At 61.2% G+C, this 24,849-nt stretch carries 23 protein-coding genes; 5 read left to right on the top strand and 18 right to left on the bottom strand.

Annotated features, from left to right (window positions below; all coding sequences use genetic code 11):
- The first annotated feature begins 143 nt into the window (after positions 1-143).
- Positions 144-1,445: an MFS transporter gene (locus QD357_RS09900; protein ID WP_343069937.1), complete on the top strand. Its 1,302-nt coding sequence runs from the start codon at positions 144-146 to the stop codon at positions 1,443-1,445.
- A 58-nt stretch (positions 1,446-1,503) separates the two neighbouring features.
- Here QD357_RS09900 and QD357_RS09895 read toward each other — a convergent pair whose 3' ends face one another.
- The 10 genes from QD357_RS09895 to murA form a co-directional block, all read right to left on the bottom strand.
- Positions 1,504-2,109 (bottom strand): flavin reductase family protein, encoded by a 606-nt coding sequence (locus tag QD357_RS09895; RefSeq protein ID WP_183937964.1) that lies wholly within the window; start codon positions 2,107-2,109, stop codon positions 1,504-1,506.
- 106 nt (positions 2,110-2,215) lie between these two features.
- On the bottom strand, positions 2,216-3,331 hold the full coding sequence (locus QD357_RS09890; protein WP_183937962.1) for an anhydro-N-acetylmuramic acid kinase: 1,116 nt from the start codon (positions 3,329-3,331) through the stop codon (positions 2,216-2,218).
- A 10-nt stretch (positions 3,332-3,341) separates the two neighbouring features.
- Complete coding sequence (locus QD357_RS09885; RefSeq protein WP_414124189.1) at positions 3,342-4,361, bottom strand: serine hydrolase domain-containing protein; 1,020 nt, start codon at positions 4,359-4,361, stop codon at positions 3,342-3,344.
- A 19-nt stretch (positions 4,362-4,380) separates the two neighbouring features.
- Positions 4,381-6,123 carry a dipeptide ABC transporter ATP-binding protein gene (locus QD357_RS09880; RefSeq protein WP_414124188.1) on the bottom strand — a complete coding sequence of 581 codons (1,743 nt, stop codon included), beginning with the start codon at positions 6,121-6,123 and terminating at the stop codon, positions 4,381-4,383.
- Positions 6,120-6,959 carry an ABC transporter permease gene (locus QD357_RS09875; protein WP_183937956.1) on the bottom strand — a complete coding sequence of 280 codons (840 nt, stop codon included), beginning with the start codon at positions 6,957-6,959 and terminating at the stop codon, positions 6,120-6,122. The genes QD357_RS09880 and QD357_RS09875 overlap by 4 nt, the downstream gene beginning before the upstream one ends.
- Positions 6,959-7,918: an ABC transporter permease gene (locus QD357_RS09870; protein WP_183937954.1), complete on the bottom strand. Its 960-nt coding sequence runs from the start codon at positions 7,916-7,918 to the stop codon at positions 6,959-6,961. The genes QD357_RS09875 and QD357_RS09870 overlap by 1 nt, the downstream gene beginning before the upstream one ends.
- Positions 7,919-8,044: 126 nt before the next feature.
- Positions 8,045-9,565, bottom strand: coding sequence for an ABC transporter substrate-binding protein (locus QD357_RS09865; protein WP_414124187.1), 1,521 nt, complete (start codon positions 9,563-9,565; stop codon positions 8,045-8,047).
- Positions 9,566-9,646: 81 nt separating this feature from the next.
- Positions 9,647-10,570 (bottom strand): N-acetylmuramic acid 6-phosphate etherase, encoded by a 924-nt coding sequence (gene murQ, locus QD357_RS09860; RefSeq protein ID WP_183937950.1) that lies wholly within the window; start codon positions 10,568-10,570, stop codon positions 9,647-9,649.
- A 275-nt stretch (positions 10,571-10,845) separates the two neighbouring features.
- Positions 10,846-11,736: an N-acetylglucosamine kinase gene (locus QD357_RS09855; protein WP_183937948.1), complete on the bottom strand. Its 891-nt coding sequence runs from the start codon at positions 11,734-11,736 to the stop codon at positions 10,846-10,848.
- On the bottom strand, positions 11,733-12,989 hold the full coding sequence (gene murA / locus QD357_RS09850; RefSeq protein WP_414124186.1) for a UDP-N-acetylglucosamine 1-carboxyvinyltransferase: 1,257 nt from the start codon (positions 12,987-12,989) through the stop codon (positions 11,733-11,735). The genes QD357_RS09855 and murA overlap by 4 nt, the downstream gene beginning before the upstream one ends.
- A gap of 239 nt (positions 12,990-13,228) precedes the next feature.
- On the opposite strand from murA, the gene QD357_RS09845 reads away from it, so the two are divergent.
- Entirely contained in the window at positions 13,229-14,089 is an 861-nt protein-coding gene (locus QD357_RS09845; RefSeq protein WP_183937944.1) for a MurR/RpiR family transcriptional regulator, read from the top strand.
- Between the two features lie 9 nt (positions 14,090-14,098).
- Here QD357_RS09845 and QD357_RS09840 read toward each other — a convergent pair whose 3' ends face one another.
- The 7 genes from QD357_RS09840 to QD357_RS09810 all read right to left on the bottom strand — a co-directional run bounded on the left by QD357_RS09840 (position 14,099) and on the right by QD357_RS09810 (position 21,020).
- Positions 14,099-14,509, bottom strand: coding sequence for a hypothetical protein (locus QD357_RS09840; protein WP_414124185.1), 411 nt, complete (start codon positions 14,507-14,509; stop codon positions 14,099-14,101).
- A 66-nt stretch (positions 14,510-14,575) separates the two neighbouring features.
- A complete protein-coding gene (locus QD357_RS09835) occupies positions 14,576-15,838 on the bottom strand; it encodes a flavin monoamine oxidase family protein (protein ID WP_183937942.1) in 1,263 nt (420 codons plus the stop codon).
- Between the two features lie 77 nt (positions 15,839-15,915).
- Positions 15,916-16,512, bottom strand: coding sequence for a 2-hydroxychromene-2-carboxylate isomerase (locus QD357_RS09830; RefSeq protein ID WP_414124184.1), 597 nt, complete (start codon positions 16,510-16,512; stop codon positions 15,916-15,918).
- A 167-nt stretch (positions 16,513-16,679) separates the two neighbouring features.
- On the bottom strand, positions 16,680-17,537 hold the full coding sequence (gene nadC, locus QD357_RS09825) for a carboxylating nicotinate-nucleotide diphosphorylase (RefSeq protein ID WP_183937938.1): 858 nt from the start codon (positions 17,535-17,537) through the stop codon (positions 16,680-16,682).
- Between the two features lies 1 nt (position 17,538).
- Positions 17,539-19,080 carry an L-aspartate oxidase gene (locus tag QD357_RS09820; protein ID WP_414124183.1) on the bottom strand — a complete coding sequence of 514 codons (1,542 nt, stop codon included), beginning with the start codon at positions 19,078-19,080 and terminating at the stop codon, positions 17,539-17,541.
- The gene (gene nadA, locus QD357_RS09815; RefSeq protein ID WP_183937934.1) at positions 19,077-20,048 is read right to left on the bottom strand and encodes a quinolinate synthase NadA; all 972 of its coding nucleotides are present in this window, start codon (positions 20,046-20,048) and stop codon (positions 19,077-19,079) included. The genes QD357_RS09820 and nadA overlap by 4 nt, the downstream gene beginning before the upstream one ends.
- Before the next feature lie 69 nt (positions 20,049-20,117).
- Complete coding sequence (locus QD357_RS09810; protein WP_183937932.1) at positions 20,118-21,020, bottom strand: NUDIX hydrolase; 903 nt, start codon at positions 21,018-21,020, stop codon at positions 20,118-20,120.
- 386 nt (positions 21,021-21,406) lie between these two features.
- Between QD357_RS09810 and QD357_RS09805 the strand changes: the two genes are divergently transcribed.
- Complete coding sequence (locus tag QD357_RS09805) at positions 21,407-22,135, top strand: SMP-30/gluconolactonase/LRE family protein (protein ID WP_414124182.1); 729 nt, start codon at positions 21,407-21,409, stop codon at positions 22,133-22,135.
- A gap of 17 nt (positions 22,136-22,152) precedes the next feature.
- Here the strand turns inward: QD357_RS09805 and QD357_RS09800 are convergent, their stop codons facing one another.
- Positions 22,153-22,845: an FCD domain-containing protein gene (locus tag QD357_RS09800; protein ID WP_183937929.1), complete on the bottom strand. Its 693-nt coding sequence runs from the start codon at positions 22,843-22,845 to the stop codon at positions 22,153-22,155.
- A 129-nt stretch (positions 22,846-22,974) separates the two neighbouring features.
- Between QD357_RS09800 and QD357_RS09795 the strand changes: the two genes are divergently transcribed.
- Both QD357_RS09795 and QD357_RS09790 read left to right on the top strand, forming a co-directional pair.
- Positions 22,975-23,979, top strand: a complete 1,005-nt coding sequence (locus QD357_RS09795; RefSeq protein WP_414124181.1) for an ABC transporter substrate-binding protein — start codon at positions 22,975-22,977, stop codon at positions 23,977-23,979.
- Positions 23,980-24,032: 53 nt separating this feature from the next.
- Positions 24,033-24,848 (top strand): ABC transporter ATP-binding protein, encoded by an 816-nt coding sequence (locus QD357_RS09790; RefSeq protein WP_414124180.1) that lies wholly within the window; start codon positions 24,033-24,035, stop codon positions 24,846-24,848.
- The last annotated feature ends 1 nt before the right edge of the window (position 24,849 follow it).

Here is a 24,849-nt window from a genome sequence, read left to right as displayed (position 1 = left end):
CTACGTTGCGTCTGGTGCAAACTATGGCTCCAGGATATCCATGGCTCAAACAAACGTACAAGGTGAGCCCAATGTCCGTAACATCACTCGCTGCCCCTACTTATGACGGCCTACCCTATCCGCGGCGATACCTGGCCGTCGGCGTGCTTCTTGTGACGCTCGTTCTCGTCGTGTTGGACGGCGCCATTGCGAATGTTGCGCTGCCATCGATCGCAGCCTCGCTTGGTGCCGATGCCAGCGACACCGTCTGGGTCGTGTCCAGCTACCAGCTTGCCGTGCTCGTCGCTCTCCTGCCCTGCGGCGCGTTGGGTGAAATTCACGGGCCGCGACGTGTCTTCCTGATGGGTGTCGCTCTTTTCACGGCTGCTTCGGCGGCATGTGCCTTCGCCGAAAATCTTCCCGTTCTGATCGCAGCGCGATTTGCTCAAGGGCTGGGCGCAGGCGCGATCATGGCACTGGGAATAATGAACCTGCGCTTTGCGGTGCCGCAGCGGCTGTTAGGAACCATCATCGGCATCAATGCGATGGTCATCGCAATTTCTTCGGCCGCTGGCCCAGGTGTTGCCGGGGCAATCCTCTCCGTGGCCAGTTGGCCTTGGCTGTTTGCCGTCAACATACCGCTTGGCGCAATCGTCCTCTTGTCCGGCGGGCTTCTCGGTCCTTTGCCAGGCGTGAAGCGACCGTTGAATGTCGCAGCACTACTGGCCAATACGCTGATGTTCATTCTGTTCTTCTCAGGCGCAGACCGGATAGCCACTGCGCCGATCAGCGGCTCCATCCTGATTGGCGGCTCTATTTTGGCCCTCGTCGCGCTGCTGCGCCTTGAGCGCAAGAGCGCTGCGCCGATTGTCCCGACGGACCTCCTGGCCGAACCTGCTTTTCGGGTTGCCGTCATCGCGTCAATCGCGTGCTTTACCGGTCAGATGCTCAGCTATGTCGCGCTGCCGTTCTACCTTCAGCACACCTTGCATATGCCGCCGGTTCTGACCGGGCTCTATATGATGCCCTGGCCCGCTGCGACGATTATCGTGGCCCCGATTTCGGGACGGCTGGCCGGTCGCATCAAGACGGCGTGGCTGTGCACCTCCGGAGGCGCGCTCCTGGCCGCAGGTCTTTTCATAGCCGGCCTCTGCCCGGTCGATCCGAGAGGAATTGGATTCCTGGTCGGGACGGTGATTGCCGGTATCGGGTTCGGTCTTTTCCAGACTCCGAACAACCGCATTCTCCTTCTCTCGGCACCGAAAGCACGCAGCGGCGCGGCGGGAGCCATGCAAGGCACGGCACGCCTTCTCGGCCAAACCTTCGGTGCCATTTGTATGTCGATCATTTTCGAAATCGTGCCGCAGGCAAGCGCGCCTGGCTTTGCGCTTGTTTTGGCCGGTATCTGCGCAGCAGTCGCGAGCTGCGTCAGCCTCAACCGGGCGCGCTATGAGACCGTCGGATAGAGGTCTTTGATACAGCCTCCGGTGCCCAAAACGGCACCTGAGGCCGTCAAACGGCATGTCACGCGCGGAATGTTTTCCCGAGTTCAGTGTCGGACAGGTCGTAATAGTGACGAAAATTATAGACCAAGGGAGACCACTTCTTCGGGTCGATATGGTCACTCTCGTCTTTCAAGAATTCTTCGCTGGCATGCACGCGCAAAATCTCGACGACAGCCACGAGGCCGCCGCCAAGTTCAGCCAGTTTCGTTCCGCCCATTTCATGACGTGACAAGACACGGGCTTCCATTTGGATCGGGCATTCTGCAGCGCACACCGGGCGAACCAACTCACTGTCGAGCCTGGAAAATCCGGCTGCTGCAAATTTGTCTTTCTCTGTCTTGAATTGTTTGGATTTCAGTTCGGGGACAGGGTCTTTGCCTGTCAGCGGCGCAAGCTTCTCGACCATCTGCCACATGGAGGGAGAAGGAAGGTTTACGACGCATTCCGGGTGCCGTGCGAGATTCTCCGCGAGCTTGGCATCATTCAGCAGACCCAGCGCCATCGTCCAACCAAGCGCCCAAAATGATGAGATCGGCGACAAATTTGTCGAACCATCCTCATTCAAGCTACTGATCAATGCGACCGGCGTCCCGAAATACAGGATCTTTGGCTCAACGTTTCTCATTTCATCCTCCTGAGCCGGATAGGTTCAGATCATCAATAGACGAATTTCAGCGAGGATGCTTCGGTTATGATCGAAGTGTGGTGGAATGCGGGATGCTCAAGCCCGCCTATTCCGCAAGGCGGCCACCGCGCATCGGCGTCGGTACGCCCGTCGTGCCGGGGAAGCTGATCGGCAGTCCGCGCAAGACGCGGACGGCTAGAAAAGCGAAGCATTCGGCCTCGACGGCGTCACCGCGCCAACCGAGTGTTTCCGCTGAAATCGGCTCGACGCCAGCACGGGTTCTGAGCATCGACATGATCGTCGGATTGCGGCGGCCGCCGCCGCTGACCACCAGCTTCTTCGGGCGGCGTGGCAGCAGATCCAAGGCCTTGCCGACGGCGGCTGCGGTAAAGGCGGACAGCGTCGCTGCGCCGTCCTTAAGGCCTAGCCCATCGGCCATGGAGGCACCAAAGTCGAAGCGATCCAGTGATTTCGGATAGGGGGCGCTGAGATAGGGGTGTTCCAGCAGCTTCGCAAGCCGCCCTTCATCCACCGTGCCAGCCCGACCGAGCGCGCCGTCCCTGTCCATCTCGCCGGCTCCATGAGATCTAACGAAATCATTGAGCGGCGCGTTGGCCGGCCCGGTGTCGAAGGCAACGAAATTGCCCTCCCCGTCCGACCAGGTAATGTTGGCGACGCCGCCGAGATTGAGGATGGCAGTATCGTCTCCGGCGCCGGCCCGCCGCAACAGGGCGGTATGATAGGCGGCCGCAAGGGGCGCGCCTTGACCGCCGGCGCGCACGTCGGCGGAACGGAAATCGTAGGCGACCCTAGTACCAAGGATGGAACGCATCAGCTCGCCATCACCGAGCTGGCGCGTATCGCCTTGGCGTTCCTTTTGCGGTGCGCGATGCAATACGGTCTGGCCGTGGAAACCGACGACGCCGATATCGGCCATGGTCAGCCCGTAGCCTTCGACGAGTTCCCGGACAGCGGACGACTGCGCCCGTGTCAAGGCTTCCTCGGTTTGCTTAAAGATTTCCGGCTCCGGCCCGTTGAAATTCCAGACCCGGGCCTGCGCCAACGTCTCTTCCAGCAATGTCCTGATCCAATCCGGATAGGGCGCCAGCACATAGGGACCGAACTCCTCGATCCGTTCACCATCCGTCTTKAGCAGAGCGACATCGATATTGCCGTCGAGAACGGTTCCGGTCATCAGACCGACGGCCCAGATTGGTTCCATGATCAAGCTCCTAAACTCTATTGACGAGATCGCCGACGGACTGGCGAAGCGCCACGATGCCGCTGTCGAAATGGCGTGTCGGGTGAATACGGTTGGTGAGCAAGGTCCACGCCCTGCCCTTGTCGAAATCGATCCAGAGACCGGTGCCGGTGAAGCCGGTATGGCCGATCGTGTCCGGAGAGCACAAGCCGCCGCCGGACCAGCCGTCATAGGGCCGCTCCCATCCATGCGTACGCGTGGCGGACAATGGCGTGCGCATCAACGCAATGGAGCGCTCGGACGCGCCGGAACCGGTGAGCAGACCCAAGGCAAAATCGAGGACCGAGCCTGCTGTTCCAAACAAGCCGGCATGACCGGCGCCCTGCAGGGCGGAGCAATTGTCATCATGGACTTCGCCTGAGAGAACGCGATGACGCCAGGTGCAATCCTCCGTCGCGGCAGCCTCATCGGGTGCAGCGGAGAAGGCAAAGCCCGGCCCGGCATCCATGTCGCGGATCGTTTGACCCGTTAGGCGTTCCAGCGCAAGCCCAAGCAAAATGAAGTTGATGTCGGAATAGACAGGCGGACCGGCCTGCCACTCACGCTGCAGAATGAAGGCGCGGAGCAGGTCGGGGTCGCGACCGTAGGTATAAAGCGGCTCGACAGCCGGAAAGGGTGTCTGATGGCCAAGGCATTGGCGGAAGGTCACCTTCCGCTCCCAGGCCGCCGCATCATATTGGTGCAGGTCCGGCAGCAACATAATGAGCGGCGCATCGAGATCGATCGTGCCGGCTTCCGCCAAGGCCAGGATGCGCGGCGTGGTGAAGATGACCTTGGTCAACGAGGCCAGATCGAACCAGGTATCGGCAAGCATTGGCCGCGTGACCGGAACCTTCTGTGCGGAACCGACCGCACGAACCATCCGATTGCCATCGCGGTCGATCATGCCGAGCACGCCGCCGGGAATGCGCCCGGCCGCAACGGCGGCATCAACGGGCTGGAATGCCCGATCGAAGCGTTGCGCGAATTCCGTATTCCCTATCGCCGCCATGCTCCACCGCGCCTTTCTGTCAGGCTTCCGCCTGTGCTATATGATCCGGAGCAAACTGTCGCCATTCGGGAGCGGCCGGCTCGAAACCGAGCGGGCGTACCAGAGAGGGGACCTGGCGCGTATCCAGCGCAAAATTCTCCCGCCGACGGTCGACGGCCGGAACGGCCGATATGAGCCGCCTAGTATAGGAATGCTTCGGCTGCGACAGTACCGATACGGCATCGCCGATCTCGATGATCTGGCCGGCATAGATCACTGCGATCCTGTGTGCGATCCGCTCGACCACCGCCATGTCATGCGAGATAAAAAGGTAGGCAAGGCGGTACTCGCGCTGCAATTCGATCAAGAGATCCAGAACCTGAGCCTGGACGGAAACATCCAGCGCCGAGACGGCCTCGTCCAGCACGAGAACCGAAGGGTTCAACATCAATGCCCGGGCGATACACAATCTCTGGCGCTGACCGCCTGAAAATTCATGCGGATAGCGTTCGAGACTGTTTTCGGGCAGGCCGACACGCTTCAGCAGCATCGCCATCCTGTCGCGTGTTTCCCCTGAGGCACGGCCGCCGGCGGCGATGACGGGTTCGGCCAGAATGCTGTCGATGCGAAGCCTGGGGTTGAGCGAGGCATAGGGATTTTGGAACACCATCTGTACCGCGCTCGTCCGGTTCGCAGCCTTGCCGGCATTCGCCGTGAATGTGCCCCGCGTCGACTTCACCAGACCGAGAATTGCCCGCGCGGTGGTGGATTTGCCCGAGCCGCTTTCACCGACGATCGCCAGTGTTTCGCCGGGCAGCAGATCGAAACCGACGCCTTCGACCGCATGCACGGCGCCGGTCGGGCGGCGAAAGAAGCTGCCCGACACCGGGAAACGCACCGTCAGCCCATCGACCTTCAGCGCTGGCGCGGCTTTTGCGGTGTCGTCGCGGCTGAAATCCGACCGGGTTGCGCGGCCGGCCGAAAAATGCGGCACTGAATGAAGGAGATGCTGGGTATAGGGATGGCTGGGTTTGTCGAGGATCTGGTTCAACTCGCCCTGTTCAACCGCCTGACCAGCCTGCATCACCATCACCTTGTCGGCGATGCCGGCGACGAGGCCGATATCATGGGTGATGAAGATCATCGCCATGCCAGTCTCGCGCTTCAGCTCGGCGAGAAGCGCCATGATCTGCGCCTGTACCGTCACATCCAGCGCCGTCGTCGGCTCGTCGGCGATCAGCAGGCGCGGGTTGCAGGCGAGCGCCGTCGCGATCATCACACGCTGCAGCATGCCGCCGGAGAGTTGGTTCGGGCAATATTTCAGCCGCCGCGCGGCATCCGGGATGCGGACGCGATCCAGCGCATCCTTTGCGGCGGCGGTTGCCTGACGGCCGGTCAAGCCGCGATGCAGGCGGAAAGACTCTTCGATCTGCGTGCCGATGGTCAGTACCGGATTGAGCGAGGTCATCGGCTCCTGGAAGATCATGCCGATCTCGGCGCCGCGGATTTTCGTGAGTTCAGCTTCCGTCGCAGATGTCAGGTCGAGAATGCTGTTATCGGGCCGCTTCAGCCTAATCGAGCCGCCGATGATGCGACCGCCGCCGAAGTCGACGAGACGATTGATCGAGAGCGCGGTGACGGATTTCCCCGAGCCGCTCTCGCCGACGATCGCCAGCGTCTCGCCGGCTGCGAGATCGAAGCTGACGCCGCGAACGATCTTGTTGGCCTCGGGCGTGCGGCCGAAGCCGACTTGCAGATCGGAKACGGAAAGCAGAGGGCTCACGGAATGGACCTCCGCATTTTCGGATCGAGGATATCACGCAGGGCATCGCCGAGCAGATTGAAACCGAGGATGCTGATCATGATGGTGACGCCGGGGAAGATCAGCAGCCAGGGCGCCGTTTCCATCAAGTTGCGGCTGTCGCTCAGCATCAAGCCGAGCGAAGAGGCCGGCGGCTGTGTGCCGAGGCCAAGGAAGCTCAAGCCGGCTTCGGTGAGCAGCGACCATGCCAGCGCCAGTGTGATCTGCACCGTTAGTGGCGCGACGAGGTTCAAGAGCAGATGCCGCGTCAGTATATAGGGTTTGCTGCTGCCGAAGGTGCGAGCGGCATCGACGAAATCACGCGTTTTCAGCGAGAGGGCCGGCCCGCGCACGACGCGAGTGAAGATCGGCGTATAGACGATGGCGATCGCGGCGACGCTGGTCCAAGTGCCGGGGCCGACGATAGCGATAATCAGCAGCGCGAGAAGGATGGCCGGGAATGCCAGCAGCACATCCATCGTGCGCATGATCAGACCGTCCCAGCGCTTGCCGAACCAGGCAGCGGTCAAACCGAGTACGGTGCCGACCAGGCTTGCGAGAGCAACCGAAAGGAAGGCGACGGTGAAGGACTCGCCAATGCCGTTCATTAGCCGGCTAGCCACGTCGCGACCGAGCAGGTCCGTCCCCATCCAGAAGGCGCCACTCGGGGCGTGCAATCGGTTCAACGGGCTCCGCGTCACCGGATCATAGGGGGTGAGCCCCAGCGTGCCGAGAACGGCAAGGATGAGATAGATGAAAACAATGGCGCCGCCAATGCGGCCGCTCGTGTGCCCGAAAATGGCTTTKACAATGCGCATCAGCCTTCCCCCAGGCGAACGCGCGGGTCGAGCGCGACATAGGCGAGATCGACAAGCAGATTGACGATCATGAAGTTGAAGGCAATGAACAGGACGCAGCCCTGCACAAGCGCGTAGTCGCGTTGCTGGATCGCATCGAGCACCAGTCGCCCGAGGCCGGGCAGCGCGTAGATCTGCTCGACCAGCACGGCGCCCCCGAGGAGATAGCCGAACTCCACGCCGCTCAGCGTCACCACCGGAATGAGCGCGTTGGGCAGCGCATGGCGCCAAATGACGCCGCGGGCCGGCACGCCGCGGCTGCGGGCGGTACGGACATAATCATCGCTTAGAACATCGAGCATGGCCGAGCGCACCACGCGCGTGACAGAGGCGGCGAAGGCGAAGCCGAGCGTCAGCGCTGGCAGGATCATCTGGCCGAGATTGCCGAGCGGATCCTGCAGGAACGGCGTGAACGCGCCCATGGCCGGCAGGACACCGAAGCCTGCCGAAAGGGCGTAGATGATGAGAAGGCCGAGAACGAAATTCGGGGTGGACTGCCCGACCATGGCGACGATGCGGACCGCGAGATCGGACAATCTTTCGTTCCGGGTCGCCGCGAAGACGCCCGCCGGCAGGCCGATCAGCAGCGCGATCGCCATGGAGAGCAGTGCAAGCTCGAGCGTCAGCGGAAACCGCTCGAGGATGATGTCGAGCACCGGTTTGCCGTAGGTGACGGAAATGCCGAGATTGCCCTGCAGCACGCCGAACAGCCAATGCCAGTACTGCACGAACCAAGATTGGTCGATGCCGAAATAGGCTGCCAAGGCCTGCCGCTGCTCCGGCGTCAGCAGGCCGGCATTGGTTCCGAGCATCGCCGTGATCGCGTCGCCCGGCACCAGCCGGATGGCGACGAACACGAGAATGGACACTCCCAACATGATCAGCGGGAATGTCATCAGCCGGCGCGTCAGGTAGCCCATGGAACGTCCTTTAGAGCACTTCCAGGAAAAGTGCGAAGCGGTTTCCGTCCGGAATGCGTAAAACAAAGGGACAGAGCGGGAAAGCGATTCCGTGAAACGCTAAACCGCTCTGAAACCCGGTACCCATCACTTGATAGATACCTTGCTGAGACCGAAGAGAGAGCCCGTCGGCGTCGGCACGAAGCCCTCAACGTTCTTCTGCTCGGCCGTGTAGCCGTAAGACGTATAGAGCCAGATCCAGGGCGAGACCTCGGCAATGTGTTTCTCGAAGTCGGCGAAAATCACCTTGCGTTTGGCCGGATCAGTTTCGACACGCCCCTTTTGCATCTGGCTGTCCAGCGTGTCGTCGATATAGTTTGCGACCTTCTGCAGGTTGCCGGTCTTCGTCCAGTAGCGGTTATACATCGAATAGGGATCAGCACTGCCGCCGTTCAGCGCAACCGCCATGTCGAAATTGCCCTTCAGCCAGGCGCCGACATAGACGTTGAGTTCCATCACCTTGATGTCGAGCTTGATGCCAATTTCGGCGAGCTGCGACTGGATGATTTGCGCTTCGGCAGTCGCGGTCGGCGGCTCGCCGGTGGCGGCGATCACGGTTGCGGAAAAGCCGTTGGCAAAGCCTGCGTCGGCCATCAGCTTCTTCGCTTTCTCGACATCGCGCGTGTAGCAGAAGAGCTGACTCGGATCGGTCGCGTAGAGAGGCATGGTCAACGGTCCCGTCACCTTACCTTCGCCGAGCGCTGCCGTATCCAGCACATCCTTCCGGTCAATCGCGCAGGAGATCGCCTGACGCACGGCAAGCTGGTCCATCGGCTTATGTGAGGGGTTGAGCTGCAGGACGTTATAGGAAAGCACCGGCGTGCGGGTCAGTTGCAGCTTCGGCTCCTTGGGAACCAGTGTCGCCACGAGCGGGTCGTTCAGAAGCGCGAAATCGATCTGGCCCGTGCGAAGCGATGCCAGGATCGCTGTTTCGTCCGGAAGGACGCTGACGTCGATGCCATCGACACCGACCGTGCCGCCGGCCCATGCCTTGTTGGCGCTCAGCACTTCCTTGGAATTCGGGACCCAATTGTCGAGCTTGAAGGGACCGGAACCGATCGCCTTCGTGCCGATCGAGCCGGCGGCGATTTCGCTCGCCGGAACGATGGCGGCGTTGAGGCTGGTCATTGAGGTCAGAATAGGAACATCAGGCTGCGACAGATGGAAGATGACGGTCGTCGCATCGGGCGTATCGATGCTGGCGATCGACAGAAAATTGGCGCGAGCAGCCGCACCGGTTGCTTGATCGAGAATGCGCTGGAACGACGCCTTCACGTCGGCCGATGTCACGGCCGCACCGTTCTGGAATTTCGCATTCGGATTGAGCTTGAACGTCAGCTCCTTGCCGTCGGACGAAAACTGCCAGTTCTCGGCGATGGCGGGAACGATCTGCAGATTGCTGTCGAGCCGGACGAGCGGCTCATAGATCAGCTCCAGCAGGCGGATCGAGGAAAAGGCTGTCTGCTTGTGCGGATCGAGGCCGGTMGCATCCTGCGCCCATGCCATGCGCAGGGTCGCCGCATAGGCTTCCGTCGAAATGGCTGCCATGCCGAGACCCGCCGCCACCGCGACGCACGAAATCAGCTTCCTTGCAAAATGCCTTTTCATTCTTTTCTCCCTCGAGCGCTTTGGCGCTTCCCCAGCCGATTTTGGCCCTTTCATCAAAGCTATCGCTGCTGCGGTCTCAGTTCATACTGTCTTTGCGCTGATGGCCTTTCGCAGGAATCCACCAGCGTTTTGCAACGCCGCTCGGGCTTCTTCAATGCCCATCCCGGTAATTTCCATGAGAATGGCAAGTTTGACATCATTGCCCGTCTGATCGAGCACGCGGCGTGCTTCTTCCTGCGTGCAGCCGGTCGCCTGCATGACGATCCTGGAGGCACGCGCGACCAGCTTCTTGTTGCTCGCATTCACGTCGACCATCAGGTTCTGATAGCTCTTGCCGATCCGGATCATGCTCGCCGTCGTCAGCATGTTGAGTATGAGTTTCTGCGCCGTTCCCGACTTCAGCCGGGTCGATCCCGTCAGGATTTCCGGACCGACGACGGGAGAAATCGCAAGATCGGCAATACCCGCGATGACGGAATTGGGATTGCAGGACAGGGCAACCGTGGCCGCGCCGACGCTCTTCGCATAGTTCAGCCCGCCGATGACGTAGGGCGTGCGGCCGCTGACGGCTATACCGACGACAACGTCTGCAGCCGTCAGCTTGACATCCTGCAAGGCTTGGCGACCCTCTTCCGGATCGTCCTCGGCGCCTTCGATCGAGCGTTGCAGTGCGTCGGGGCCGCCGGCGATCAGGCCGATCACCATGCTCCGCGGCACGCTGAACGTCGGCGGGCATTCGGAGGCGTCGAGAACGCCAAGCCTGCCGCTGGTGCCGGCGCCCATATAGATCAGCCGGCCGCCCTTCTGAAAGGCCGCAACGATCTGGTTCACGGCAGCGGCGATCGCGGGAATGACCTTCTCGACCGCGGTGGGGACGGTTTGGTCCTCATAATTGATTTCGCGCAGGATATCGAAGGTCGACAACAGATCGATATGCATCGTGTTCGGATTGCGACCCTCGGAAACCAACTGCTCCAGTTCGGATATCAATCTTTGCTCCGTCATGTGCCTGCTCTCGGAAGAATGCTCTTCGATATCAATAGATCAGGGATGGCGAGCTCGATCGACAAGGATCGGGCCAGCCGCAGCAGCCTTAGATTTTTGAACGCAACAGAAAGCTGGTCATCAGCACAAGCGGCCGGCCTTTATGGCTTCGTTCGCCGCCGTTTCCCTGTTTACCTTCGTTAACATTATGTCCATTTATTCCGTTCGTCAATCGCATTAGGAATAAAATATTCCATCACGGGCAGCATAAAGTCAGGGATGGTCGAGTCATCCTTTCAGCGCCCGCAGACCGACTTTCTGGCAAGAATGATGGCGCCCGAAACGGCATCGCCGTCGATGGGTTTGAGGCGGCGGCGGACATCCGGCGCCAGCCATGGCTCAAGCGGGCTGGAGAGGCCACCGAGCAAGGAGACACGCGGAGCGCCCTTGTCGAACAGCGAGCGGATCAGCGTGTCGATATGCTCTGCCGCACTCTGGACAATACGCCGCCCGGCGGCATCACCCTGATCCGCATGGCGCATCACCATCGGCGCAAGAGCGGCATAGTCGGTTGCGGAGGCGCGGTCCATCCAGGCGACCGCTTCCATGGCATCGTTTTGAAACCGCTGCAAAATCTCGGCGAGCAGCGCAGTCTTCTCGTAGCGGCCGTCTTGCGCGCGCAGTGCAAGCTGCACAGCTTTCAGTCCGAGATCCGCGCCGCTTCCTTCATCCGAGATCGGAAATCCGTATCCTCCGACCCGCAAATGGCGGCCCTCGACGAAACCAAGGCCGATCGATCCCGTTCCCGCAATGACGATCGCACCGTCGCGGCCCGAATGGGCGCCGAGGCAGGCGCCCTCGCCATCGCTGACGAAATCGATGCTGGCGAAGGGATGCTTTATGGAACGCAAGGCCTCAAGCGCGCCCTTCCGCCCGATCCCGGCAAGGCCGACACCGGTATGGACGCGCGCGATCTCGGATGGGCCGAGACCCGCCTCTTCGATCGCGGCTCCGAATGCCCTCGCAATGGAAGCCCAGGCTTCGTCAATGCCGAGCCGCGTGGTCGCGGGGCCGGATAATCCCTGGCCCAATAGGGTGCCTGCGGCATCCTCGATCCTCGCGCGACAACCGGTGCCTCCGCCGTCAATGCCGAGAAAGTAATGCTCACCTTCTGTTTCGCTGCTCATGACGTCAGCCGCTCGATATCAGCGCCGCAAAGGCGGAGCTTGCGATCCAACTGCTCGTAGCCGCGATCGAGATGGTAGACGCGGTTGACGATGGTTTCGCCCTTCGACACCAGCGCCGCCAACACCAGCGAGACTGAGGCGCGCAGATCGGTCGCCATGACCTGCGCGCCCCGAAGAGGTGCGCCACCGCGGACCAGCGCCGTGGTGCCCTGCAGCGTGATGTTGGCGCCGAGGCGCATCAATTCCGGTAGATGCATGAAGCGGTTTTCGAACACCGTCTCGCGGATCAGCGAGGCGCCTTCGGCACAGCAGGCAAGCGCCATGAACTGCGCCTGCAGGTCCGTCGGAAAGCCCGGATAGGGTTCCGTGGTGATGTCGGCGCCCTTGAGTGAACCGTCCCTCGAAACGACCAAGCCCCGATCGCTCGGCCAAACGCTGACGCCCATGGCTTCCAATGCCTGCACGACGGAAGCGAGATTCTCCAGCCGGGCGTGGATCAGCTCAAGCTGCCCGCCGGTGATGGCGGCTGCGACGGCGTAGGTGCCGGCCTCGATCCGGTCGGATATGCCGTGATGCCTGGCAGGCTGCCAATTCGTGTTGCCTTCTATCAGGATGCGATGCGTACCCGCACCCTCAATCCGCGCGCCCATGACACTAAGACAGGCGGCGAGATCGGCCACCTCCGGCTCGCGCGCCGCGTTCAATATCTCCGTCTCGCCCTTGGCAGCACATGCCGCCATCATCGCCGTCTCGGTCGCGCCGACAGATGGGGAACTCAGGACAATACGCGCGCCCTTCAGCCCGCCGGGGGCCGATGCGACGATCAGACCGTTCTCGATCGCGATATCGGCTCCAAGCGTCGCCAGCGCCTTGATGTGCATGTCGACCGGCCGGGCGCCGATGGCGCAGCCGCCGGGCAGAGAGACACGGGCGTGCCCGAAGCGCACCAGCAGTGGCGCAAGCACCAACACCGTCGCCCGCATCCGCCTCACGGTGTCGTAAGAGGTTTCCGTCGAGACGATGGCGCTGGCATCGATGGTGGTTCCGTGCGCCGCGCGGGTGACGATCGCTCCATGAAGGGCGACGACGCCGAGCATGTTCTCGACATCGGTCACGGCCGGCACGTTCGTCAGTTCCAAAGGATGTGGGCTGAGCAGCGCCGCAGCGATCTGCGGCAAGGCGGCATTCTTGGCGCCGGAAATCGTCACAGCACCCTGCAGCCTGTTTCCGCCGGATATCCGCAGTCTGTCCATGATATGAAACCCGTCAAAGAGAGGGGCGAAAGAGCAGACGTCATTTCCTCTGCTTCTGCCTCAAGATTATTCGTCCATTCCGTCCTGTCAATGTGGGTTGGAATTTTTTATTCCAGTTTCTTTGTGGTAAGGTCGGCGGCTGACGGACCGAAAGCGTGGTTGCCCGCCGTCGGCCGGGTGATATCTTGTGGCTCGATTGTGTCGACGCGTGAACCGGCCTCCACGGCCTGAAGGGGCGGATGTCTATCTTAAAGAAAATCAGCGCGAAGCTTGAAGGCATGGCGCCGGCCGATCGCCAGATCGGGCAATTCATCGTCGAAAATCCCGACCAGATGCTGCGGCTCTCATCCGCCGCCCTCGCCGCCGAGACCGGTCGCAGCCAATCGAGCGTCGTCAAGTTCAGCCAGAAACTCGGCTACGCCGGCTATCAGGAACTGAAACTCGCCGTCAGCGAGGCCAAGGCGCAGGAATGGCAGGCCCCGGCCGGCATGATCCACGGTACGATCGAAGTCGATGACGGCTACCTGACCATCCTGCAGAAATTACTCGGCAGCAAGCTGCAGGCGATGCAGCAGACGATCGCCGTCAACAACGAACTGGATATCGGCAAGGCGCTGAAAGCGCTCTACGAAGCCCGCCGCATTCATCTCGCCGGCGTCGGCGCATCTTCGCTGGTCGCCCGCGACTTTTCCTACAAGCTGATGAAGCTCGGGCGCAATGTCCTGCACGACAGCGACAGCCATGTGCAGATGGCCAACGCCTCCACACTCGGCCCCGACGACCTGCTGTTCGCCCTCTCCTATTCCGGCACCAGCATCGAGACTCTCAGGATCGCCGAACTCGCCAGCCAGCGAAATGCGATCGTCATCGCCGTAACCGGCCTACAGGACAATCCGCTGGCCCATGTCGCCGATATCCGCCTTTATACCGTCGGCGACGAAGACCGCGTCCGCTCCTCGGCGATCACCGCACGCGACGCGCAATTGATGCTCACCGACCTGCTGTTCATCCTGCTTGTGCAGAGGCAGCCAGACGCGAACGACTATGTTCACAACAGCGAAGCGGCTGTCTCGGTGCTGAAAGCGAAGCAACTGTCGTAGCCGGGCCTATCAAGCACATTCTGCAACCCAATGCCTGATATCGTCCAATGAGCGCATCAAGATCGAGGGATTGTCGCGGGCCGGAATAAAACCCCAGCTCTGCCAGAATGTCTCCGCCTCGGTGTCTATAGCGCGAACCACCAGGGCACGTCCTGCCACGATATCCGCGCCGGCGACGCAGCGCGTCAACGCGTCCTTCACCAGAGCCGAGCCGATGCCGGGGTAACGACGGTCAACCGCGAGCTGACCGATCAGCAGGCAAGGAATGGGATCAGGTGGACGGCCGGTGCGAATCTTACGTGGGGTAGCATTAGGCTCGATGACGGACGGAGCAAGGCCATAATAGCCAACGACGACATCGTCATCGAGCGCAAACTTCGGGAAGGAAGATAGGTCAATGTAGTGCAAAACGCAATACAAGGGCGGCGATCATTCGTCACTCACGACAGAGATCGCCCCGGGATGATCAAGACGACCAGTCTTTCATCAGCTCCTCGGCTTCAAAGCCACGGCGATCGCTTCAGCGGCAGCAAAGCCGGTTTCGAGAGCGCCATGGGCAGTCGAAAAGCGCGTTGGCGAACAGGCTTCACCGGCGAAGAAGAGCCTGCCGTCGACGGCTTCGCCAAGCACGATGCGTTCAGCAGAGGCACCTGGCTCAGCATAGGAATAGGATCCGCCAATATGCGGCTCGCTGTGCCAAGCCGACATGGCCACGGCCTCGATGCGACGACCGAAAGCGCTTCCGAAATGCTGGGCCAGCTCTTCTTTGGCGAAGGCGAGCGCCGCCTGCTCTCCGGCGGCCTCCAGATCCCTTGCCAACGAGCCACCGTAATAGGCCTCGATCAAGGCGGTGCCGAAGGGGCGTAGCTGGTAGGAACCCGTTCGCGCCTGATCCAGGGAGCCCGTCAGCCTTGTGTCGATCGGCAGATCGTCCGGCGATGTCACGCTGAGGAACAGCTTGTTGGCAAGCCCCAGCGGCAAACGATCGGCCGCTTCCCGCTTTCTCGGCAGCGGCGGATCGAATTTGATCTGATCCTCCGCAATCACATTTGTCGCGACCGTTACCAGGACTATGCGCGCACGCAGCGTTCCGCGTTCCGTCTGCAAAAGGATTTCCCCGGCGCCACGGTGATCGATGGTTTTGACCGGCGTCGAAAGCATCGCGGGGACCGGCTGCGCGTAGGTCGAAATCAGCGTCCCGTAACCCTCACGGACGCGCCAGTCCGGGCCGGGTCCCGGATCATAATGGACATAATCATGAATGGAAGCGGCAGCGAGTTCGACCCCGTTTAGAAATGTCCCGATTGCTTCAACGAGACCATTCCGGGGATTTCCAGGCTCCAGCAGTTCGGCAAGCGATCCATCCTCGCCGGAATCCCCCCGTTCTTCCGCGCGCGCAAAAAAGGCGCTGACGGCCGCTCTGCCTTGCGCTCCCTCGACCGTCCGTCCGCCCTCGCTCCAGGGAGCAGGCGTCGTTTCCACGGTCAACCCAATCTGGCGGGCGATATCGGTCCACCCATTCGTCCTCGCGCCATGGAGCCATCCGCAGCCGAGATCGACAGGCTCATTCTCAAACGACGGCAACCGAACGGTCCAGGCGCGGCCTCCCACGCGGTCCTTCGCCTCAAGGATCAACACCGAAGCATCGGGACGGAGAGACTGCAGCCGCCTCGCCGCTGCGACACCTGCCGCACCGGCGCCGATGATGGCGACATCGACTGTCTGGCCCGCGGACCAAGGATTGCTCAAACGCCCCTCACCTTTCTGGTAGACCGGCGTCCCGCTGGATCCGGCCTCGTGATTTTCGTGAACCGCCTATGGACGACTTATGGCTTCACGCCGTTCAGATGGCTTTCGAGGAAGTGCAGATTATCCTGCCCCCAATAGAGTTCGCCATCATAAAGGAACGACGGAAAACCGAAGACGCCGTTCTTGAGGGCGAACTCGCGATCGGCCGCCCACTTGCCCTGCACGTCTGCATCGCCCTCCCGCTTCGAGAGCACATCGCCGTMGAAACCGGCCGCATTGGCGATCGCCCTGCGTACCTCGGGATTGCCGATATCCTCGGCACGACCCCAGAACGCTTCCTGCAGGATCTTCGTCAGTTCGAGCCAGGGCTTGCCGTCGAGATAGGCGGCGATGACCATAAAGGCGGCGGGTGCCGGATCCGCGAGCGGCGGGCGGTTTTCCAGAAGTAGCGTCTTGCCGCGAAGGCCGGCCCAACGCTTGAGATCCCGCAGCCAATATTGCCTGCGAGCCTCCGGCCGATTGCGCGAGAAAATGCCGCCATTCTCCTCGAGGACAACGGTGAGATAAGGCCGGATTTCCGCACCCGTCTTTTCGACGAGATCGAGAAACGGCGCCAAGCCGATATAGGACCAGGGCGAGCCGATGGAAAAAACGTAATCTATGATCTTGGTCACTGCCTGCCGCATCCATGCATGATGATGAAAACTCACGGAGTTTGATCAGCAAGATGGCAAGTTCGCAAGCGCCAACCGGATGCTGCGGCACAATTTCCATAACGATATCGTGACGTGGTGGGCGCCAATTCCGACCACGCCTTGAAACCGGCCGCTCAAGCTCTGCTCTATGCGACCGCTTTCCAATCGAGCCCGACATCGAGCGTCGGCGCGCTGTGTGTCACCCAGCCGACGGAGATCAGATCGACGCCCGAAGCGGCGATTGCCCCGGCAGTCGAGGGCAGGACACGACCTGATGCCTCGGTGATTGCCCGGCCGGCGACAATGTCCACGGCTTCGCGCAACTGATCAGGCGTCATATTGTCGAGCAGCACGGCGTCGATGCCCTCCGTCATGGCTTCGCGGAGCTGGTCGAGCGTATCGACTTCGACCTCGATCTTGACCATGTGGCCGACGCCGGCCTTGGCGCGACGGATCGCCTCAGCGACTCCACCGGCGATCGCGACATGATTGTCCTTGATCAGTACCGCGTCATAGAGCGCAAAACGATGGTTCATGCCGCCGCCCGCCCGGACCGCATATTTCTCCAGCGCCCGCAATCCCGGCGTCGTCTTGCGGGTGCAGACAATCGAGGCCTTCGTGCCGCTGATTGCCTCAACGATACCGGCCGTCACGGTCGCAATGCCGGAGAGATGACCGAGGAAATTCAATGCAGTCCGCTCTGCCGTTAACAAACCACGCGAGGGACCTTCGATCATTGCGATCACATCGCCGGGGCCAACCTTTGCGCCATCCTGAACATGGCGGGTCATGGTGGTCCTGGGATCGACAAGCTGGAAGGCGAGTTCCGAAGCGTCGAGCCCGGCGACCACGCCCGGCTGGCGGGCCACCATGGCAACAGTGGAGCGATGATCCTCCGGGATGACGGCGGCGGACGTGATATCGCCGGCAAGGCCAAGGTCTTCCAACAGGGCGTTGCGCACCAGCGGCTCGACGATGAGGCGCGGAAGGGGGACGAGGGTCATGTCAGGCGCTCCGGGCGAAGGAATAGGGGATGGTGGATCTGGCGATGTCCAATGCGTCGGACAGGCGCATCGTCCGGCGCTGCGTATTCTTTAGTTTCAACGGAAAATCCGTGCGGGCGTGAGCACCGCGCGACTCCGTCCGCAGGCTGGCGAAAACAGCAATCAACAGCGCCACGATGGCGGGATCGGCGGCCGGACCTTCGCTTTCGACGAGCGGCAGAAGCGCGGCGATCGCTCCATGAATGGCGCCGGCATTGCGAAGCACGCCGAGATGGCGCGAGACGATCGGCCGGACAAGCGAAGCATCTGGGGCAATCGCGCGTGCAAGTGTGGACGGCACGTTCGCAGCGCTACAGGAGACGCCGGCAATATCCCGCGCGGCGCGCATGCCCATGACTGCGGCCTCCAGCAACGAGTTGCTGGCGAGCCKATTTGCTCCGTGAAGGCCTGATGATGCCACCTCCCCGGCCACCCAGAGGCCGGAGACGGAGCTACGGCTGTATACATCCGTTGCAACCCCGCCCATGTGATAGTGAACGGCAGGACGCACCGGGATAAGTTCGCTCGACGGATCGATGCCGGCCTCCCGGCAGAGCGCATCGATGACGGGGAAGCGCGCGGCAAAGCGATTGCCAAGCGCTTTGCGCGCATCGAGAAAGACACGGCCGCCGCGTGCGATTTCCGCACTGATMGCCCGCGCAACGACATCGCGCGGGGCGAGTTCCGCGCCGGAAACCTCAGCCATGAAACGCTCGCCTCTCTCGTTGACAAGCAAGGCACCTTCGCCGCGCACAGCTTCGCTGACCAGCGCTAGCGGCCGGCGGCGAGAATCGAGCGCTGTCGGGTGGAATTGCACGAACTCCATATCGGCAAGAAGCGCCCCAGCACTCGCGGCGAGTGCTACTCCCTGGCCGAAATTGCCGATGGGATTGGTCGTCGCATCGAAGAGACCACCAATGCCGCCGGTCGCAAGGAGGATGCGAGAGGTAGGCAGAACGGCCGTTCCCTTCGGCGTCGCACATAGGAGGCCGCTGATCCGCTCGCCATCCAGGAGCAACCGCCGCGCTTCATATCCTTCCAGCACTGTAATGGATAGCGTATTGGCAACGGCCTGCACCAGCGCGCGGACGATCGCCGCGCCGGAGCCATCGCCTTCGGCATGAACGATGCGCCGCCGCGAATGGGCAGCTTCAAGGCCGAGCGACAGGGCACCGGCACCATTTCGGTCGAAGCGGACGCCGGCGCGCTCCAGAGCGGCAATCGCTGCAGGCGCCTCGGCAATGATGCTGGCCGCGACTACCGGGTCGCAGAGCCCATCGCCGGCAGCGAGCGTGTCGGCAAGATGCAGTTCTGCGCTGTCATCCGCACCCATGCTGGCGGCGATGCCGCCTTGTGCCCAGGCACTCGACGTCTCGGCGCCGAGTGCCGCGCGGGTGACGATGACGGTCGGCTGCGGCGCCAGCGTCAATGCCGCCATCAGCCCGGCGAGACCACTGCCGACGATCGCGACATGGCCGGCAAGATCGTGAAGAACCTCGGTCATATCGCCAGCATCCTTTCCACCGCGCGACGCGCGGCAACGGCAATCGCGGGATCGACGGTCACTTCATGCTGGTTTTCCTCAAGCGCCCTGCGGATATTGCCAAGCGTGATGCGCTTCATGTGCGGGCAGAGATTGCACGGCCGGATGAAATCGACATCCGGATGATGAACGGCGACATTGTCGCTCATCGAGCATTCGGTCAGCAGCACGACGCGCGCCGGCCGCTTCTCGCCGACATAATCGGACATGACGGCGGTAGAGCCGGCAAAATCCGCTTCCCTGACGACCTCGGGCGGGCACTCAGGATGCGCGAGCACCGTCACGCCGGGGTAGTTTTCGCGAAGCTGGCGTACATCGTCGGCGGTGAAAAGCTCATGCACCTCGCAATGCCCATGCCAGGAGATGATTTCGACATTGGTCTCGCGCGCGACGTTCTGCGCCAGATATTCGTCGGGGATCATCAGCACCTTGGGAACGCCGAGCGATTCCACCACCTGCTTGGCATTGCCCGATGTGCAGCAGATATCGGATGCCGCCTTCACCGCCGCGGACGTATTGACATAGGTGACAACGGGAACACCGGGATGCGCTTGGCGCAGCAGGGCAATATCTTCCGGCGTGATTGATTCCGCCAAAGAGCAACCGGCGGCCGTATCGGGGATCAGCACGGTCTTTTCTGGGTTGAGCAGCTTGGCGGTCTCGGCCATGAAATGCACACCGGCGAGCACGATAATGTCGGCGTCCACGTCGATCGCCTTGCGAGCAAGCGCCAAGCTGTCGCCAACGATATCAGCGACGCCGTGGAAGATTTCCGGGGTCTGATAGTTGTGCGCGAGGATGACGGCGTTGCGGCGGCGTTTCAGCTCGAGGATCGCCTCGACATCATCCTGAAACATCATCCATTCGGCTTTGGGGATGACGCGGCTGACACGATCATAGAGGGAGGATGCGGATACGGGATAGTTCATGACCGGCTCCTTATTATACTCAGTTTGAGCATATTATGCGCAAATAGATATTCTCGTTATGAGCATATGTCAATTGCGGGAGAGCGGTAATTTTGTTCCGGCGAGTTCGCGTTCTTCGAGAATGGCGCGACGGAAGCGGAAGAGCTTTGCCGGGCGGCCGCCCGTCTCGCTTTCGGTTGCGCCCGTCTCCTCGACCAGCTCCTGCTGCTCGATCAAGCGGCGGAAGTTCTGCTTGTGCAGCGTCAGGCCCGCCAGGGCCTCGACAGTGCGCTGCAGTTGAAGGAGCGTAAAACTCTCGGGCATCAGCTCGAACACGACAGGGCGATATTTGATCTTCGCGCGTAACCGCGCCATACCGGTCGCAAGAATCCGCCTGTGATCGGCAAACATTGGCCGGCCGGAATTGCCCTGCTGAGTAAAGCCCGCTTCCAAGACAAGACCGGCCTCGTAAAGCAGCTCATAGCGCTGCAGAACGAGATCTTCGTTCCACGAGGCATCATTCAAACCAAAGGCGAAATCGGCGCGGCGCCGGCGTTGATCACGCCTGGCCGGATCGCCGGCGATCCACACATCCAGCCGCTCAACAATGTCGTCCAGCACGGACGGACGGCCGTGGCGATGGTCTTCCCAAGGGAAATATTCGTACCAACCATGCCAGCCCGGACGGCCGCCGCCGGGCGCCGCTTGCTCCCGCACCAGGCCGAGATAGCTGATCGAAATCGTCCGACCGCCGAGGATCTCGTTGTTCCTGTCACGATCGGCAAACGTATAAAGCTGCTCAAGATAGCCGACGGGATGCGCCGTCTGCTCCCGCACCCATTCGCGAAGACCGCTTTGCAAAGTGCGGTGCCCGAGCTCGAATGGTCCCGACGGCAAGGCATCGCCGGACCGCACCGTCATAACCCGTGGATCGTTGCCGGTGACGGCTGTCAGAACCGCGATCAGTTCGGCGTGCGCAAGTCCGATGGTCAAGGAAACTCCCTATCTTGTTCGAGCTTTACTTTTCTCGCACGAAGCTTTGCCGAAGCCAATGCAGCCGTTCGGCGCCTCCACATTTCTCAACGTCGCAAATGCCCTCAAACTTCTGGGCATACCGGGACTTGCATCCATCAAGTACATTGCAAGCGCTTATTGATGTATTAGTGCTTTAGTTTATCGACCGCCGCGCCTCCGACGGGGGAATATCTGATGGACAGCGTGACGTCAGGCGATAGTGTGGACGCCTCCCGACATCAGGCATAAGCAAGAGGCAAGATGATATCAGAATTCGACGTATTCTCGGACCGATGGGGCTTCCTCGGCGAAAGCCCGGTCTGGTCGGGGGACGGCAAGTCTCTGTGGTGGGTCGATACCGAAGGTTGCCGCTGCTGCGAACCGATGCGGCATCGGGCAGAACCGAGGCCTGGGATGCGCCGGAGGCTGTCGGCTGTATCGCCATGCGGCCGGACGGGATGCTGCTGGCAGGCCTCGCCAGCGGCGTTTTTCTCTTCGATCCGGCAAACGGGCGTTTCGAGCTTGCCTGCTCGCCGGAAAGCCGCTGGGATGTTCGCTTCAACGACGGTGCCATCGATCCAGCGGGCCGCTTCTGGGCAGGTACCATGCACCTCAACCTGATCGAACCCGCCGGAGCCATTTTCTGTGTCGAAGCCGATCTTAGCCACCGCCGCATCTTCGACGGCCTTTGGGTACCTAACGGGCTCGCCTTCGATCCCGTCCGTCACCGCATGTATTTCTCGGATTCTCATCCCACCGTGCAAACGATCTGGGTCTGCGACTATGATCGCGCGACGGGAACGCCGAGGGATCGCCGGGTCTTTGCGACGACGCATGATTTCGCAGGCCGGCCTGACGGCGCGTTCATCGATGAGGACGGCATCTACTGGATTGCTGGCGTCGGCGGATCGCAGCTCCTCCGCTTCGCACCGTCAGGCGAAGCGCTGCAACCGATCCCCTTTCCCGTGACCCACCCGACCAAGATCATCATGGACAGAGCCAATCCGCGCTCCGTTTTCGTAACCACAAGACGGACTGTCCCAGAGGATGAAACGCACGCTTCCGGGCATGTGCTGCGCGCGACTTTGCTATAGCCGCGACTGGAGGCTGCCTACCGGCTGACGTAATCCGGGTATTTCTCGCAAATGAGATCGATGATCGACAGCGTGCCGGAAAGATGCTTACGAAGCGCTGCAACCGCCTCTTCAGCCTTTCCTGACTGAACAGCATCGACGATAGCATGATGATCGGCGATGACCTGCTGTTGTTTGCCTGGCATTGGCAAGTTCAGCATGCGCAGCCGATCGAGATGAACACTCTGGCGCCGGACGGTTGCCCAAAGCCCCAATATGCCGGCCCTCTCGAAGAGAACACGGTGGAAATCCTTGTCGAGACCATCGAAGAGATCGTAGGTCTCCGGCGACATCACATGCTCCTGCCGGACCAGAACTTGCCGCAAGGCCGCCGCCGTTTCCTCCGGAGATTCGGCCGTCAGCCGGCGGACGGCCTCCAGCTCAATCGACAAACGCAGGAAGTGCGCCTCGACGGCGTTGTCGATATCGATTCTCGCGACGACAGTGGCGTATTGCGGGTAAACCTCGACGAGCCCCTCTTCTTCCAGCCTGATCAAGGCATCGCGAACCGGTGTCTGGCTGACATTGAACTCGCTCTGAAGCGAGATACGCGACAAAACCGTGGTCGGCGGCAAACTCATTGAAAGAATACGCGATCTCAGGATTTCCAGAATCTGCGGCGCGACCTGGCGGGACCGATCCAAGGCGAATTCTTTCGGGTTTACTTTCACTGGCTACCTTCCTGATCGAGAGCGTCAGTTCATAAAGCACAATTTATGACTTGATGCACTGATACATTAGTGCTTTAGTTGGTTTGTGTAAACGCGATTTCACGGGTTTGCGTCGTTTGGGAGGACATAATGAGAGGATTTCTTCGCGGCATGACCGCGGTCGCGGTGATGCTGGCCGGCGCTTTTTCGACGGCCGCTGCCGAAAAAACCGATATTTCGATCACGCGCCAGCCAGGCATTCTTTATCTCGTCAGCCACGTCATGGAGACGCAGAAGCTTATCGAGAAACGCGCCGAGGCTGACGGCCTGCCGAGCGTCAAGGTCGAATGGCGCACCTTTAGCGGCGGCGGCGCGCAAACCGATGCGCTGCTTGCCGGCAGCGTCGACATCGTCAACACCGGCACCGGCAATCTGCTGCTGCTCTGGGATCGCACCAAAGGCAAGGTCAAGGGCATTGTCACCAATTCTGCGCAGCCGGTTCTCATGGTCTCGCGCGATCCGCGCATCAAATCGCTGAAGGACATCCAGCCGGGCGACAAGATCGCCGTGCCGACGGTMGGCGTTTCGACGCAGGCGATCCTGCTGCAGATGGCCGCCGCTCAGATGTATGGTGACGATCAGGTCCATAAGTTCGATGCCAACACAGTGCAGCTTGGCCATCCCGACGCCATGGCAGCGCTTGCCAACCAGAACCATGAGGTGAAGAGCCATTTCTCGGCCCCGCCTTTCCAATATCTGGAACTCAAGCAGCCGGACGTTCATGAAGTCGTCAATTCGCGCGACATCATTGGCGGTGAGCTGACGCAGGGCACCTTCTTCACGACGACGCAATTCGCCAGCGCCAACCCGACGATCATTAAGGCCATACGCGAAGCAACGGCCGACGCCATCGATGTGATCAAGAAAGACCCGAAGACAGCGGTAGAGGCTTACAAGACGGTCAGCGGCGACAAGACCAGCGTCGACGATCTCCTGGCGATCCTCAATCAGCCGCACATGATGGAGTTCCGCATGGACCCGCAGGGAACCATGAAATTTGCGGCGCACCTCTACAAGATCGGGACCTTGAAGACGATGCCCAAGGCCTGGACCGACTACTATCTGCCCGAAGCGGCGGATCTGAACGGCAATTGAAGCCTGTTGGCGGCGCCAATGCCGCTTTCAGCTATCTCTCTTGGAGGAGTCTTATGCTTCAGGCAAAAATTGCAGCCGATGGCCTGCCAACTGAAACGGCCGCGGCCAAATCACTCTTGAACGTCGACAAGGTAACGCTGCGCTACAAGACGCCAAACCTTTTGATCACCGCCACTGAAGAGGTCAGCTTTTCGGTCGCCCAGTCCGATCGCTTCGTGCTCCTCGGACCCTCCGGCTGCGGCAAATCGACATTGCTGAAGGCCATCGGCGGCTATCTGGCGCCGACGGCCGGCCGCATCGAAATCAAGGGGCAACCGGTCAAGAAGCCGGGCGCCGATCGCATGATGGTCTTCCAGGAGTTCGACCAGCTCCTGCCGTGGAAGACCGTCCTTGAAAACGTCATGTTTCCGCTAACGACAGCCCGGCGCCTACCCCGCGCGGAAGCCGAAGCAATTGCGCGCGACTATATCGAGAAGGTCAAGCTCACCCGCGCCGTCGACACCTATCCGCACATGCTTTCAGGCGGCATGAAGCAACGTGTGGCGATCGCCCGTGGCATGGCCATGCAGCCCGATATCCTGCTGATGGACGAACCCTTTGCGGCACTCGATGCGCTGACGCGCCGACAGATGCAGGACGAGCTTCTGCAGCTTTGGGAAGATACGCGCTTCACCGTCATCTTCGTCACGCATTCGATCGCCGAGGCGATCAAGATCTCCAACCGCATCCTGCTGCTTTCGCCGCATCCAGGCCGTGTCAAGGCCGAGATCCGCAATGTCGAAGCAGTCCGCCACGACACCGCGGCCGCCGCCAAGCTGGAGCAGGAAATCCATCACATGCTGTTTGCCGAAGCAGGACATAGGGAATAGG

The organism is Rhizobium sp. BR 317 (assembly GCF_047445835.1).
Classification (GTDB): Bacteria; Pseudomonadota; Alphaproteobacteria; order Rhizobiales; family Rhizobiaceae; genus Rhizobium; species Rhizobium paranaense.
Note: the sequence above shows the minus strand (reverse complement) of the source record. Positions and strands in the feature narration are given on the sequence as shown.

Excerpts from the sequence above, each read along its gene's own strand:
- QD357_RS09895 (WP_183937964.1), bottom strand. The coding sequence starts at position 2,109 with ATGAGAAACGTTGAGCCAAAGATCCTGTATTTCGGGACGCCGGTCGCA.
- QD357_RS09885 (WP_414124189.1), bottom strand. The coding sequence starts at position 4,361 with ATGGCGGCGATAGGGAATACGGAATTCGCGCAACGCTTCGATCGGGCA.
- QD357_RS09870 (WP_183937954.1), bottom strand. The coding sequence starts at position 7,918 with ATGGGCTACCTGACGCGCCGGCTGATGACATTCCCGCTGATCATGTTG.
- murQ (WP_183937950.1), bottom strand. The coding sequence starts at position 10,570 with ATGACGGAGCAAAGATTGATATCCGAACTGGAGCAGTTGGTTTCCGAG.
- QD357_RS09855 (WP_183937948.1), bottom strand. The coding sequence starts at position 11,736 with ATGAGCAGCGAAACAGAAGGTGAGCATTACTTTCTCGGCATTGACGGC.
- murA (WP_414124186.1), bottom strand. The coding sequence starts at position 12,989 with ATGGACAGACTGCGGATATCCGGCGGAAACAGGCTGCAGGGTGCTGTG.
- QD357_RS09845 (WP_183937944.1), top strand. The coding sequence starts at position 13,229 with ATGTCTATCTTAAAGAAAATCAGCGCGAAGCTTGAAGGCATGGCGCCG.
- nadC (WP_183937938.1), bottom strand. The coding sequence starts at position 17,537 with ATGACCCTCGTCCCCCTTCCGCGCCTCATCGTCGAGCCGCTGGTGCGC.
- nadA (WP_183937934.1), bottom strand. The coding sequence starts at position 20,048 with ATGAACTATCCCGTATCCGCATCCTCCCTCTATGATCGTGTCAGCCGC.
- QD357_RS09790 (WP_414124180.1), top strand. The coding sequence starts at position 24,033 with ATGCTTCAGGCAAAAATTGCAGCCGATGGCCTGCCAACTGAAACGGCC.